Origin of the sequence: Streptomyces sp. LUP47B, assembly GCF_001746295.1 — a bacterium.
Taxonomy (GTDB): Bacteria; Actinomycetota; Actinomycetes; order Streptomycetales; family Streptomycetaceae; genus Streptomyces.
This window is the reverse complement of record NZ_MJAH01000006.1, coordinates 486,978-499,741: the sequence shown is the minus strand read 5'-3', so window position 1 is coordinate 499,741 and position 12,764 is coordinate 486,978. Positions and strand designations below refer to the sequence as shown.

Annotated in this window: 12 protein-coding genes; 5 read left to right on the top strand and 7 right to left on the bottom strand. The window is 72.9% G+C overall.

The window, feature by feature from the left end:
* Positions 1–8: 8 nt before the first annotated feature.
* The 3 genes from BFN33_RS20535 to BFN33_RS20525 all read right to left on the bottom strand — a co-directional run bounded on the left by BFN33_RS20535 (position 9) and on the right by BFN33_RS20525 (position 3,299).
* Positions 9–887, bottom strand: a complete 879-nt coding sequence (locus tag BFN33_RS20535) for a hypothetical protein (RefSeq protein ID WP_069761530.1) — start codon at positions 885–887, stop codon at positions 9–11.
* Positions 888–917: 30 nt separating this feature from the next.
* Complete coding sequence (locus BFN33_RS20530; protein ID WP_069761529.1) at positions 918–2,447, bottom strand: hypothetical protein; 1,530 nt, start codon at positions 2,445–2,447, stop codon at positions 918–920.
* Between the two features lie 159 nt (positions 2,448–2,606).
* The gene (locus BFN33_RS20525; protein ID WP_069761528.1) at positions 2,607–3,299 is read right to left on the bottom strand and encodes a GntR family transcriptional regulator; all 693 of its coding nucleotides are present in this window, start codon (positions 3,297–3,299) and stop codon (positions 2,607–2,609) included.
* A gap of 131 nt (positions 3,300–3,430) precedes the next feature.
* On the opposite strand from BFN33_RS20525, the gene BFN33_RS20520 reads away from it, so the two are divergent.
* The 5 genes from BFN33_RS20520 to BFN33_RS20500 are packed head-to-tail and all read left to right on the top strand — an operon-like array spanning position 3,431 to position 7,793.
* On the top strand, positions 3,431–4,726 hold the full coding sequence (locus BFN33_RS20520) for an MFS transporter (protein WP_069761527.1): 1,296 nt from the start codon (positions 3,431–3,433) through the stop codon (positions 4,724–4,726).
* Positions 4,723–5,544: a putative hydro-lyase gene (locus tag BFN33_RS20515; protein ID WP_069761526.1), complete on the top strand. Its 822-nt coding sequence runs from the start codon at positions 4,723–4,725 to the stop codon at positions 5,542–5,544. Before BFN33_RS20520 ends, BFN33_RS20515 begins: the two co-directional genes overlap by 4 nt.
* Before the next feature lie 16 nt (positions 5,545–5,560).
* Positions 5,561–6,319: a LamB/YcsF family protein gene (locus BFN33_RS20510; RefSeq protein ID WP_069761525.1), complete on the top strand. Its 759-nt coding sequence runs from the start codon at positions 5,561–5,563 to the stop codon at positions 6,317–6,319.
* Positions 6,316–6,927, top strand: coding sequence for a 5-oxoprolinase subunit PxpB (gene pxpB, locus BFN33_RS20505; protein WP_069761524.1), 612 nt, complete (start codon positions 6,316–6,318; stop codon positions 6,925–6,927). Before BFN33_RS20510 ends, pxpB begins: the two co-directional genes overlap by 4 nt.
* Positions 6,924–7,793, top strand: coding sequence for a biotin-dependent carboxyltransferase family protein (locus tag BFN33_RS20500; protein ID WP_069761523.1), 870 nt, complete (start codon positions 6,924–6,926; stop codon positions 7,791–7,793). Before pxpB ends, BFN33_RS20500 begins: the two co-directional genes overlap by 4 nt.
* A 66-nt stretch (positions 7,794–7,859) precedes the next feature.
* On the opposite strand, the gene BFN33_RS20495 is transcribed toward BFN33_RS20500, so the two are convergent.
* The 4 genes from BFN33_RS20495 to BFN33_RS20480 all read right to left on the bottom strand — a co-directional run bounded on the left by BFN33_RS20495 (position 7,860) and on the right by BFN33_RS20480 (position 12,631).
* Entirely contained in the window at positions 7,860–8,717 is an 858-nt protein-coding gene (locus BFN33_RS20495; protein WP_069761522.1) for an SGNH/GDSL hydrolase family protein, read from the bottom strand.
* Between the two features lie 13 nt (positions 8,718–8,730).
* Positions 8,731–9,894, bottom strand: coding sequence for a glycosyltransferase (locus BFN33_RS20490; RefSeq protein WP_069761521.1), 1,164 nt, complete (start codon positions 9,892–9,894; stop codon positions 8,731–8,733).
* A complete protein-coding gene (locus BFN33_RS20485; RefSeq protein ID WP_069761520.1) occupies positions 9,891–11,024 on the bottom strand; it encodes a glycosyltransferase family 1 protein in 1,134 nt (377 codons plus the stop codon). Before BFN33_RS20485 ends, BFN33_RS20490 begins: the two co-directional genes overlap by 4 nt.
* 188 nt (positions 11,025–11,212) lie before the next feature.
* Complete coding sequence (locus tag BFN33_RS20480; protein WP_069761519.1) at positions 11,213–12,631, bottom strand: HEAT repeat domain-containing protein; 1,419 nt, start codon at positions 12,629–12,631, stop codon at positions 11,213–11,215.
* Between the last annotated feature and the right edge of the window lie 133 nt (positions 12,632–12,764).

Below are 12,764 nucleotides of genomic sequence, written 5' to 3'. Positions count from 1 at the left end.
AGGGAAGTTCAGGAGTGGAACGGCAGCCCGGCATCGGCCGCCAGTTCCACGTCGTCGCCGTCCTCGGGCGGCAGCAGCGTCGGTGTGCCGTCGGTGACCGGGACGACACCCAGCTCCAGGAGTTCGGCCATGGCGGCACTTCCGGCCATGTCCCGCACCTGGAGCTGGTAACGAGCCGTGGTCCGGTAGGTACCGCCGTTGTCGTCCCCGGTGCGCTGGAGGAACCCGGAGTCGGTGAGGAAGGCGGCGGCCTTGCCGACGATGCCGGTCGTGGATCCGGCGAGCCGGCGCGCGTCCTTGGTCGCGCCGGCAGCGCTGCGTCTGGCCCAGATCCGCCAGGCCGCTTCCAGGCCCGGCGCGTCGGTGGCCGGGTCGGTGTTCTCGCCGACCTCCTCGGCCCGCTCCTCGAGGCGTCGGCAGGCCTGCCGTACGAAGGCGTCGACGCCGTTGACCGAGACGCGCCCGATGTATCCGTCGTCGGCGAGGTCCTCGGGCCGGGGGAACGCCATGGCGGCCACCGCGAGATGGGCGAGGCCGTGCAGGAACCGGTCGCCGCCGTCGGCGGACGTACGACGCGCGTAGTCCCCCATCCGGACGGCGAACACGGAGTCCTCGGCGGCGGTCACGGCCATGCCCGCGCGCGGGGACACTTCCAGGACGACCAGACCGAGTCCGGCGGCGACGGCGTCGGCGAGCCGCGCGAACGGCGGGTCCTCCCGGTAGCGCCGCAGCAGTTCGGCGTACTCCTGGTCCCGCGCGGGCTGCAGCTTGGGCTGCAGGCCGAAGGCGACGAGCCGAGCGGCGTCGGCGGCGTCGGCGGGGGTGACGGCGGCGGGCACCGACGGGGTCGGGGCCTCCGTGTCGCTCCACTCGACATGCTCACTCACGGCTGGGCTCCTTGTCACGCTCTTGCTCACTCATGCTGCTTCCGTCCGGTCCGCCGCCATCCCCACGGCGTCCAGCAGGGCTGTGCCGACGATGAGGTCGGCGCCACCGAAGTCCGGATCGTCCAGTTCCGTCCCGTCGTCCACCGCGAAGAGCAGCTTCTCCTCGCCCTGGCGGTAGGCGGTGCCGAAGGGGGGACTCGCCGCGTGGACCGCCAACAGGGCGACCAGATAGGCCAGATCGAAACCGCCGGTGCGGCGGGCCTCCGCGAGCAGTCCCGAAAGTCGTCGCGGGGCGTCGGCCGGCAGATCCAGCAGCTCCTTCGCGGACGCCAGTTGCTCTTCGCTGAACCGGCTGTCGTCCGGCGTGGCGATGAGGTCCGGCTCGGGCATCTCCGCGCCCAGGTGCTCGCGCTCCATCGGCGGTGTCAGCAGTATGTCGACGAGATCGCCCACCCGGACCGACGCCGGCGTGCGCAGGCCGGTCCCGCGCGCGAAGAACGCGTCGGTGACCCGGGTGGCCTGCTCCAACGGCAGCGGCAGCACCGGCGCGACGAGGTGGCCGTACAGATCGATCCCCGACGTCGTCATCGGCGTGGCGAAGGCCTGCCGGTCCTGTTCGGCGCGGAACAGCGGCCCCGCTTCGAGGAGCCGGGACTGGAGCTGGGTGTGGCGCCGGATGCAGTCCTTGACGATGTCCACGAGCTCGGCGGCGCGCCGCTTCTGTTCGGCGTCCTCGGACTCGTCCCGCGCCTTGCGGATGTTGGTCAGGATCGCGTTCTCGTGGCGGTACCGGTCGGCGACGTGGTCGAGGGCCTCGGCGATCATGTCGGGTACTGAGTTGAGCCAGTCGACGGCCCGGACATTGCGGCGGGTGGCGTCCAGTGCCCTGCGCAGGGTCTCGGAGTACTGCACGGTCCGGTAGCGGGCCTGTTCGGCGGCGAGCTGGGCGTCGGCGAGGCGGCCGCGGCTGATCAGCACCTCCAGCTTGACCTCGGCGGCGATCTGGGCGCTGGTGACATCGGTGTCGAGGGCACCGACGAGGACGTTGACCGCCTCGTCCGTGGTCCGGAGGTACACCGAGCCGCCGGGCCCCGGCACCTCCTCGATCAGCTTGAAGTCGTAGTCCCGCCGGACATAGGTCCCGTCCGGCGCGAAAGTGCCGTAGACCGCGCGGAATCCGCGGTCGACGCTGCCGACGTTGATCAGGTTCTCCAGGACCCAGCGGGCCACGCGCTCATGCTCGGCGACGGGCCGCTGCGGGGCCTGGGCGGCGATGCGCGGGATGAGGCGGGCGACTATCTGGTCGTGGTCGGCGCCGGTGTCGAAGTCCATGTTCAGGGTGACCAGGTCGATGGCGGAGAGGGCCACCTCCGCCATGCCGTACACCGAGTACTCACCCGCGAGGTTGGCCTTGCGGGTGTCGAGGTCGTGCAGCGGCGCGGTGCAGGCGAGCGCGCGCAGCCGCCGCGCCAGTCCCTCGTCGGCGGCCGGGCCCGGTGCGGGGCGCGGCCCCGCGCTGAACTGGGGCGGAACGCTGTCCGTCGTCGCAGGCGAAGTCACGGTGCACAGACTAGGTCCTCGGTCTGACAACTCCCCAAACCGTGCGGATCGCCTCCGGCGGTCGGACGGGGGACCACCGGGTTGTGTTGCGTCGGCAGGCCGGTGGGGGCTTGTCGCGCCCGCGCGGCGGAGCCGCATGTCAGACACCGCCCCGCGCCCCTACGGGGCGCTCACCCTGCGCAGGTAGACATCGACCACTCGTTCCAGCGAGTCGCGCAGATACACCGCCAACAGCTTTTCGGCCTCACCCTTGTCGCCCGCCTGAAGCGCCCCGAGGATCTGCTGGTTGCGGGCCAGGTAGGGCTCGTGGAGGGCCTTGGGGTCGTCCGCGACGTGGAAGGCGAGCCGCAGTTCGGCGAAGACACTGCGCATCAGTTCGTCGGTGCGGTCGCTGCCCGCGAGGGCGACGAGTTCCCGGTGGAAGTGGATGTTGGCGGTGCCCAGCGCTTTCCAGTCACCTTCGCGTACCGCCCGCTGTCCCTCCACGACCGCCTCGGCGAGCGCGTCCAAGGCGTACGGAGGCTTGCCCAGCCCGCGGACGACGGCGCACTCCACGAGGGCGCGGGTCCGGTAGATGTCCTCCACGTCCTCGACGGCCAGGACCCGGACGAACACGCCTCGGTTCAGCTCGTGGACGAGCAGGCGCTCATGCGTGAGCAGGCGGAACGCCTCGCGCAGTGTGTTGCGGGACACGCCCAGCGCCCCTCCGATGCTGTCCTCCGACAGCCGGGTCCCTGGCGGGAAATACCCCTCGGCGATACGACTTCTGAGGATGTCCGAGACCCGCTCGGCCGTGCTCGTGCGGCCCAGGAGGGCACGATCGTCGGCCAGTCCACTCAACTGCTCTGCCATGCCCGGAATTCAACAGCAGACACGAGAACGAAACAACACGGGTATTGAAGGATCGTTGAACGATCCTCTACGGTGCTCTACACCGCACGGCTCAACTCCGCATCCTCCGTCCCCCCTCCTGCGAGGTGCCCATGAGCACGACCCCGCCCCCACAGGCCCTGGCCGACCACCCCACACCGACCGAACGCCCCTCCGAAGACGGGCCGTTGGGCTGGTACCGCGCTCTCGGTCCGCGCGGCCGCCGCGCCTTCGCCGGCGCGTTCGGCGGCTACGCCCTCGACTCCTACGACTACTTCACGCTCCCGCTGAGCATGGTCGCGCTGGCCGCCTACTTCGGCCTGGACAGCGGCCAGACCGGTCTCTTCACCACCGTCACCCTGCTGGCCTCCGGCATCGGCGGAGCCCTGGCAGGGGTGCTGGCCGACCGGGCCGGCCGGGTCCGGGCGCTGATGATCACGGTGGTCACCTACGCGATCTTCACCGTGGCCTGCGGCTTCGCGCCCAACTTCGAGTCACTGCTGGTTTTCCGCGCCCTCCAGGGCCTCGGGTTCGGCGGCGAATGGGCGGTAGGCGCGATCCTGGTCGCCGAGTACGCGAGCGCCAAGCAGCGGGGCCGCACCCTCGGCGCGATCCAGAGCTCCTGGGCCGTGGGCTGGGCACTGGCCGCGATCGTCTACACGCTGGTCTTCTCCGTCTTCGACGCCGACACGGCCTGGCGCGTGATGTTCTGGACCGGCGCCCTGCCCGCGCTGCTGGTCGTCTGGATGCGACGCCAGGTCCAGGACGCCCCCGAGGCGATCGCGGTGCGCGAGAAGAGTGCCGGAAAGGGCTCGTTCGCGGCGATCTTCAAACCGGACCTGCTGCGCACGACCATCTTCGCGGGACTGCTGTCCACCGGCGTCCAGGGCGGCTACTACACGCTGGCCACCTGGGTGCCGACGTACCTCAAGAGCGACCGCGGACTGTCGGTCGTCGGCACCGGCGGCTATCTGACGTTCCTGATCTCCGGCGCCTTCCTCGGCTATCTGACCGGCGGCTACCTCACCGACCGTCTGGGCCGGCGGCGCAACATCTGGCTCTTCGCCCTGCTGTCGGCCGTCTGCATCGTGGCGTACGGCAACATCCCCAGCGGAGCCGACACCTGGCTCCTGGTCCTCGGGTTCCCACTCGGGTTCTGCATGTCGGCGATCTTCAGCGGCTTCGGCTCCTATCTGAGCGAGCTGTACCCGACGGCGGTGCGCGGTTCGGGACAGGGCTTCACGTACAACGCGGGCCGCGCCGTCGGTGCGGTCTTCCCCACCACCGTCGGATTCCTCGCCGACAGCTGGGGCGTGGGCGGGGCGCTGGTCTTCGGCGCCATCGGCTACGGCATCGCCGCACTGGCACTGCTCGGGCTGCCGGAGACCCGTGGGAAGGAACTCGCGTGAACCGTACGGAAGACCGTCCCCTGACCCTCGTGGACGAGCACGCGCACGCGTGGAGCCCGGCCGAGGCGCGTACCCGCTTCCGCGCGGGCCTGACGGGCCCCACTGCCGGAGTCGCGGCCGGCCACACCCAGGTCAACCTGATCTCGGTGCCCGCCGACTGGGCGTACGACATGCTGCTGTTCTGCCAGCGCAACCCCAAGCCCTGCCCGGTCCTCGACGTCACGGACGCCGGTGACTGGAAAACCGTCCTCGCGGAGGGCGCCGATCTGCGCACCGATCTCCCGCGCTACCGGGTGTGGGAGAACGGCGAGCTGGTGGACGAGCCGACGGACGTGCGCGCACACTGGAGGAGCGATCTCGTTTCGTTCCTGATCGGGTGCAGTTTCACCTTCGAGTGGGCACTTTCCGAGGCGGGCGTCCCAATCCGGCACATCGAGCAGGGCCGGAACGTTCCCATGTACGTGACCAGTCGACAGTGCCGACCCGCGGGGCGGCTGCACGGACCCATGGTGGTGTCCATGCGTCCGGTGCCGCCGCAGCACCTGGCGGCCGCGCTGAGGGAGAGCAGCCTGCTCCCGGCGGTGCACGGAAGCCCCGTGCACTGCGGCGATCCCTCGGGACTCGGCATCGAGGACCTCGACCGCCCCGACTTCGGCGATCCGGTGGTCGCCGAGCCGGACGACATTCCGGTGTTCTGGGCCTGCGGAGTGACCCCGCAGGCCGCGGTGATGGCCTCGCGCCCGCCGTTCGCCCTCACCCACGCACCGGGGCAGATGTTCCTCACCGACGCCCGCGACGAGCAGTACCGCGTGGCCTGAGCAGGAGAGACCAACGATGACCTGGATCGATCTGAACGCCGACCTCGGCGAGGGCTTCGGCCGCTGGCGGCTGACCGACGACGAGCAACTGCTGTCCGTCGTCACCAGCGCCAACGTGGCCTGCGGGTTCCACGCCGGGGACGCGGCCACCATGCGGCGGGTGTGCGAGCTGGCGGCCGCGCGCGGGGTCCGGATCGGCGCCCAGGTCTCCTACCGGGACCTGGCGGGGTTCGGGCGGCGCGCGATGGACGTGCCGTCCGCCGAACTGACGGCCGAGGTGGCCTACCAGATCGGCGCCCTGGAGGTCTTCGCCCGGGCGGCGGGCACGCGCGTGTCGTACGTCAAGCCGCACGGGGCGCTCTACAACCGGGTCGTCCACGACGAGGAGCAGGCCGCCGCGGTCGTCGACGGCGTGCTCCTCGCGGACGCCACGCTGGCCGTGCTCGGCCTGCCCGGCTCACGCTTCCTGGAGGCGGCGGGCAAGGCGGGCCTGGCGGGCGTCACTGAGGCCTTCGCGGACCGCGCGTACACCGAGGAGGGCACGCTCGTCGCACGCGCCCAGGAAGGCGCGGTGATCACCGATCCGGAGGCGGTGGTGGCCCGCTCGCTCGGCCTGGCCCGGGACCGCGTGGTCACCACCCGCTCCGGCGCCCGCATCGAGGTCGAAGCCCGTTCCCTGTGCCTGCACGGGGACACGCCGGGCGCGGTGGAACTGGCCCGCCGGGTCCGGGAGCGGCTGGAGACGTCGGGCGTCCGGGTGGAGGCCTTCGTATGAGGGCGCTGCCGGTCGGAGACGCCGCCCTGCTCGTCGAGGTGTCCTCGGGCGACGAGGCCCAGGCGCTGCACGCGGAGCTGGTGCGCCGCCGCGCGGAGGGCTCGCTGTCCGTCCGCGAGATCGTCCCCGCCGCCCGCACGGTCCTCCTCGACGGCCTCACCGACCCGGCCCGCCTGGCCGCCGAACTCACCGCCTCCGAGGTACCGCCCGCTCCCCCACGCGCGCGTGAGGTCGTCGAGCTCCCGGTGCGCTACGACGGCCCCGACCTGGCCGACGTGGCCGCGCTCTGGGGTGTCTCCCCCGAGGAGGTGGCCCGCATCCACGCCGGCACCGAATTCACCGTCGCCTTCTGCGGATTCGCCCCCGGCTTCGGCTACCTCACCGGCCTGCCCGCCCGCTACGACGTCCCGCGCCGGGCCACCCCCCGTACGGCCGTCCCGGCGGGCTCGGTGGGGCTCGCCGGCCCGTACACCGGCGTCTACCCGCGCTCGTCGCCCGGCGGCTGGCAGCTCATCGGGACCACGGACGCCGTGCTGTGGGACCACGCGCGCGTGCCGGCCGCGCTGCTGTCGCCGGGTACGCGGGTGCGCTTCGTGGGTGCGGCATGACGGACCGCGCCCTCTCCGTCGTCCGGCCCGGAGCCCTGACCACGGTCCAGGACCAGGGCCGGCCGGGCCACGCCCACCTCGGAGTGCCCCGCTCGGGCGCCCTCGACGGCCCCGCCGCGGCGCTCGCCAACCGCCTGGTCGGCAACCGCCCCGAGGCAGCCGTCCTGGAGACCACCCTCAACGGCTGTGCGGTACGCCCCCGTTCGACGGTCACCGTGGCCGTCACCGGAGCCCCCTGCCAGGTATCGGTGGACGGCCGTCCGGCAGCCTGGGGCGCACCCGTACGTGTGCCGGCCGGAGCGCTGCTGACCGTCGGAACGGCAGTCGCAGGACTGCGCAGCTATGTGGCCGTCTCCGGTGGGATCGCCGTGGAGCCGGTCCTGGGCAGCCGCTCCACGGACCTCCTGTCGGGCCTGGGCCCCACCCCCCTCACGGTCGGCGCGGTACTGCCCCTGGGCACCCCGAACCCCCTCCACACGCGCGTGGACACGGCTCCGCAGCCGGCACCCCCCGCAGAACTGGCCCTGCGCGTCACGCTGGGCCCACGGGACGACTGGTTCACACCGGAAGCGGTACGGGCCTTCACCTCCCGCACCTTCCAGGTGTCCTCGGCGAGCAACCGCATCGGCCTGCGCACGGAGGGGCCCGCCCTGGAGAGGCGGCTCAAGGGCGAACTCCCCAGCGAGGGCATGGTCCTGGGCGCTGTCCAGGTCCCACCCGACGGCAGACCGGTGGTCTTCCTGGCCGACCACCCGACCACCGGCGGCTACCCGGTGATCGGAGTGGTCCGCGAGACAGACCTCCCGGCGGCGGCCCAGGCGGTACCGGGGACTCCGGTGCGCTTCATAGAGGTACGCAGGCGCTAGTACGGCCCCTGAGGTGCGCGGAGAACTGCGCGGCCGGCCACGACGCGCCTGTACCCGCCAGATCGCTCAAGCCGCCTCCACCTGCTGCTCCCCCGACGCCACCGACAACGCGGCCAACGCCATGGACACCGCGTGCGCGGCCCGCAGGTCGAGCCGCCCGCTCGTCCCCCGCGCGCGGTGCCGCATCTCGTCCACGGCCAGCGTCATCAACTGCGGCAGCAGATCCGTGCACCGCCGCACCACCCACCCGGTCCCCGCCGTGGCCAGCCACCACAGACTCGCCGACCTGGTGGGCACGGCGGACTCCGGCTCGGCCGAGGGCGCCGCTCCGGAGGCGACCGCCCGCTCCACCAGCAACTCATGGAACCGCACGGCCAGTTGCCGGTGCCCTCGCTCGCTGGGGTGCAACCGGTCCGCACTCCACATCGCACGCTCGGTGGTCCAGGCCCCCTCAGCGGCGTGCAGATGCAGGGCTCCGTACCGCTCGGACAGGGCGTGCACGACGGCGTTCACCGCCCGCTGCCGCCGAGCCAGCGGCCGCGCCAGCGTCCCGGGCAGACCGAGCATCGTGCCCGGGTCCGGCAGACATGCCGTGAGCAGCACCGCTCCCTGGTCGCGAAATGCCGCGTAGATCGTGTCCAGCCGGGCGGCCACCGCGTGGATGTCGAAGGTGCAGCGCAGCGTGTCGTTGACGCCGACGACCACGGACACGATGTCCGGCCGCAGCGCGAGCCCCGCGGGCAGTTGCCGTTCCAGCACGTCCCGGGTCTGCGCTCCGCTCACCGCGAGGTTGGTGAAGTCCACGTCCGCCTGGGAGAGCCCGTCGGCGAGCAGGGCGGCCCAGCCGCGCCACCCGTCGCCCACCGGGTCCCCCACGCCCTCGGTGAGCGAGTCACCGAGGGCGACGAAGCGCGGGCCTCTCATGACGCGCCCCCGCTCATGCCACGCCTCCGGGCACGGAACGCCGCAGGAAGACCTCGGCGTCGTGCGCGGCGAGGAACGCCCGCACCGCCGTGTCCCAGCCGAAGCACTCCGCACGCGCTCGTGCGATCCCGCGGCGTTCGGCCTCGGGACGTTCGAGCAGCATGTCCACGGCGTCCGCGAAGGCCTCCCCGCGGTCGGCGGCGACGGCTCCGGCGGATCCGATGACCTCCGGCAGCGCGGAGGAGGCGCTCACCACCACCGGCGTACCGCACGCCATGGCCTCCAGCGCGGCGAGTCCGAAGGTCTCGGCCGGACCGGGGGCCAGGCACACGTCGGCGGAGGCCTGGAGCGCCCCGAGCAGCCCGTGGTCGGAGACGTGCCCGAGGAAGGTGACCGGCAGGCCGCGCTCCCGGGCCCGCTGCTCCAGGCGCGGCCGCAGCGGCCCGTCCCCGGCCACCACGAGCACCGCCCGCCGACCGCGCCGTACGAGCGCCTCCACGGCGTCCAGCGCGGTGCCGGGCCGCTTCTCCACGGACAGCCGGGTGCAGGTCACGAGGAGCGTCTCGGCCTCGCGCGCGTACCGGGCCCGCAGTCCCGCGTCGTGCAGCGCCGGGCGCCGCTCGACCAGATCGACGCCCAGGGGGGCCCGTACGACATTGCGCGCGCCGATCCGCACGAACTCCCGCTCGGCGAATTCCGTGGTGCACACCACGCGCGCGTACGTGTGTGCCGTACGGACGTTGAGGGCGTCGGCGGCACGCCGGGCCACCCCCTCCGACAGGCCCCAGGTGCGGAGCACGCCGTCGGCGGTCTCGTGGGAGACCATCACGGCGGGGACCCGCGCGCGCCGGGCCCATTTGCCGGTCCACCTGAGGGTCGTACGGTCGCAGACCTCCAGGCGGTCGGGGGCGAGCTCCTCCAGGAGCCGGGCCACGCGCCGCTTGTCGGCGAGGACGCGGTAACCGCCGGTGCCCGGAAGCAGCGGCCCCGGCAGGGTGATGATCCGTCCCTGCTCGGTCAGGCGGTCGCTCGCGCGCTCGCCCGGCACGATGAGCACCGACTCGTGTCCGGCCGCCTGGTAGCCCTTGCCCAGCTCGCGCAGGGCGGTGCGCAGGCCGCCCGAGGCGGGAGCGACGAAGTTGGCGAGGCGGACGATCCGCAGCGACTGTCCGCTCATGCCGCCACCGCCGTCTTCCGGCCGGTGAGCACGGCGGCGTAGTGGCCGATCAGCTGGTCGCCGACGGCCGCCCAGGTGCGTCCCTCGACCATGGCCCGCGCGGTGAGTCCGAACGAGGCGCGCATCTCGGGGTCGGCGGCCAGGGACCACACCGCGTCCCGTACGGCGGCCGGGTCGCGCGGCGGGACGAGGAACCCGGTGCGCCCGTGGGCGACCAGGTCCAGCGGACCGCCGGCGGCGGGCGCGACGACGGGCACACCGCTCGCCATGGCCTCCTGCACGGTCTGGCAGAAGGTCTCGAAGGGGCCGGTGTGCGCGAAGACGTCGAAGGAGGCGAAGATCCGGGCCAGTTCGTCGCCCATGCGGCGGCCCAGGAAGACCGCGCCGGGCAGGGCCTGCTCCAGGTTCGGCAGGCTCGGCCCGTCGCCGACCACGACGACCTTGACGCCCTCCAGGCGGCACGCGTCGGCCAGCAGCTCGATGTGCTTCTCGGGCGCCAGCCGCCCGACGTAGCCGACGATCATCTCGCCGTTCGGGGCGAGTTGCCGACGCAGCGCCTCGTCGCGCAGGTCGGGGCGGAAGCGGACGGTGTCCACGCCTCGCGGCCACAGCTTGACCCGGGGCACGCCGTGCGTTTCGAGGTCGTGCAGGGACGCGCTGGACGGGGCGAGGGTGAGGTCGGCGGCGGCGTGGACGGAGCGGATACGGCGCCAGGCGGCGGCTTCTCCCGCGTGCACGTAGGTGCGGGCGTATCCGGCGAGGTCGGTCTGGTAGACGGCCACGGCGGGGATGCCGAGCCGGGCGGCGGCGGCCATGCCGCGGACGCCGAGGACGAAGGGACTGGCCAGGTGGACGACGTCGGCACGGTGCTCGACGATCGCCGCGGCCACACGCCTGCTGGGGAGGGCGACGCGGACCTGGGGGTAGCCCGGGAGGGGGAGGGAGGGGACACGGACGACGGGGCACGGCGCGAGGGCGTCCACGCCGGAACCGGGGCCGGACGCGGTGGCCGGCGCGACGACGAGCGGAAGGTGACCGCGATCTACGAGGTGCCGGGCGGTCTGGAGCGCGCAGTGGGCCACGCCGTTCACATCGGGGGGAAAGGATTCGGTCACTATGACGACACGCATACGGGTGTTCTCGCCGCGCTGGACGTGGCCGCGTCAACGTGGATCTTTGCGAGCGATGAACGTCCCGTGAGCGTTGCGCTCCGCACCCGAGCAGGTCAGGCCGTGTCCATGCCGACCTGACCCGCGGGTCACCCCGAGTTCACCGGGCGGGTGTGACAGGGCCCGTAGGTCCACACCCGGGGGTGGTTTCACATGGCCGCGGTGTCCGGTCCGATACGGCTGCGGACGGCCGTCTGGACCTCGGCCTCCTCGGCCGGATCGGCGGCCAGCCGGCGCAGTCGCTCGACGACCCGGGCGTCTCCGGTCTCGGCGTGCCGGGCGGCGATCTCGCGAGTGGTCTCCTCGCAGTCCCAGAGGCATTCGACGGCGAAGCCGGTGGCGAAGGAGGGGTCAGTGGCGGCGAGCGCGCGGGCGGCGCGGCCTCGGAGATGGGAGGAGGCCGTCTCCCGGTAGATGTGGCGCAGCACGGGCGCGGCGCAGACGATGCCGAGGCGTCCGGTGCCGTCCACGAGGGTCCACAGGGTCGGGGCGTCGGGGCCCTCACCCCGTACGGCCTCCCTCAGGGCCGCGAGCACCAGGTCCCGGTCCTGGGCGCCGCCCAGACAGGCGAGCATGCGGCCGGCGGCGGCGCCCAGCGGATCGGGCCGTCGGGCCCAGCCACGCGCGCGGTCGACGGCGGCGATACTGCGCATGCGTTCGAACGAGTCGAGGGCGGCCTCCACGACGACCGGTGAGCCGGTGACGACGGCCAGCTCGATCAGGTCGAAGGCGTCGGGGTCGTTGCTGTCGGCGAGATAGCGCAGAGCGGTGGCCCGGGCCCCGTCGGTGCCGTCCTTGGCTGCCGCGAGGATCTCGGGCCCGTCCTCGGGGCCCGCGACGGCGGACAGACAGCGGGCGGCCGGCACATGCAGCGCGGCGCCCCGCTCGACGCCCTGCTGGGCCCACTCGAAGACGGCCTGCACGCTCCACCCGGGGCGCGGCCCGGCGGGTCGCATCTGGCGTTGCCAGCGGTCGAAACAGCCGGCCTCCTGAGCGGCACGCACACGCGTGGAGACGGATTCACGGGGATCGTCGGCCCACAGCCGCCACGGCCTCGGTTCGAAGGCGTCGCGGACGACGGCGGCCAGCTCGGCCTCGCCCTCCGGATCGGTGGCGAAGCGCGCGAGCACGGGCGCGGCGAGGGCACGCAGACCGGCGTCGTCGTCCCGCAGCGCCAGTTCGTCCAGCGCCCAGGCCCAGTTGGAGCCCGAGGCGGCGTACCTGCGCAGCAGTTCGAGCGCGTCGCGCCTGCCGTAGGAGGCGAGGTGGCCGAGGACGGCGAGGGCGAGGCCCGTGCGCGACTCCTCGGTGTCGAAGACGTCGTCCACCTCGAAGAGGTGCGCCTCGATCTCGTCCAGCTCGCCATTGAGGTCGAGGAAGAGACGGGCGTAGTACAGCGAGCGGTTCTCCACCTGCCAGTCGTGGCGGGGATCGCGCAGCACGCAGTGGTTCAGGGCCGCGAGCGCCTCGGCGCGCGGGGCGGTGAGCGCGTGCAGTGTGCCGTCGCCGCGGCCCCGCTGGAGCAGGCCGAGCAGCGTACCGCTGGGCGCTATGACCGGATCGAACATGGGAAACAGCCTCACATCAAGCGTCGACGCAACCGGGGACCTGCATTACCTGGCCGCGTGACAACACGTCGGGGCGCCCGCCGTTTCCTGCTTGCTGTAAGCCATCTTCCTCTGCCTCTCGTCGGTGGCCCAT

Excerpts from the sequence above, each read along its gene's own strand:
- BFN33_RS20495 (WP_069761522.1), bottom strand. The coding sequence starts at position 8,717 with ATGAGAGGCCCGCGCTTCGTCGCCCTCGGTGACTCGCTCACCGAGGGC.
- BFN33_RS20480 (WP_069761519.1), bottom strand. The coding sequence starts at position 12,631 with ATGTTCGATCCGGTCATAGCGCCCAGCGGTACGCTGCTCGGCCTGCTC.
- BFN33_RS20485 (WP_069761520.1), bottom strand. The coding sequence starts at position 11,024 with ATGCGTGTCGTCATAGTGACCGAATCCTTTCCCCCCGATGTGAACGGC.
- BFN33_RS20510 (WP_069761525.1), top strand. The coding sequence starts at position 5,561 with ATGACCTGGATCGATCTGAACGCCGACCTCGGCGAGGGCTTCGGCCGC.
- pxpB (WP_069761524.1), top strand. The coding sequence starts at position 6,316 with ATGAGGGCGCTGCCGGTCGGAGACGCCGCCCTGCTCGTCGAGGTGTCC.
- BFN33_RS20500 (WP_069761523.1), top strand. The coding sequence starts at position 6,924 with ATGACGGACCGCGCCCTCTCCGTCGTCCGGCCCGGAGCCCTGACCACG.
- BFN33_RS20525 (WP_069761528.1), bottom strand. The coding sequence starts at position 3,299 with ATGGCAGAGCAGTTGAGTGGACTGGCCGACGATCGTGCCCTCCTGGGC.
- BFN33_RS20520 (WP_069761527.1), top strand. The coding sequence starts at position 3,431 with ATGAGCACGACCCCGCCCCCACAGGCCCTGGCCGACCACCCCACACCG.
- BFN33_RS20490 (WP_069761521.1), bottom strand. The coding sequence starts at position 9,894 with ATGAGCGGACAGTCGCTGCGGATCGTCCGCCTCGCCAACTTCGTCGCT.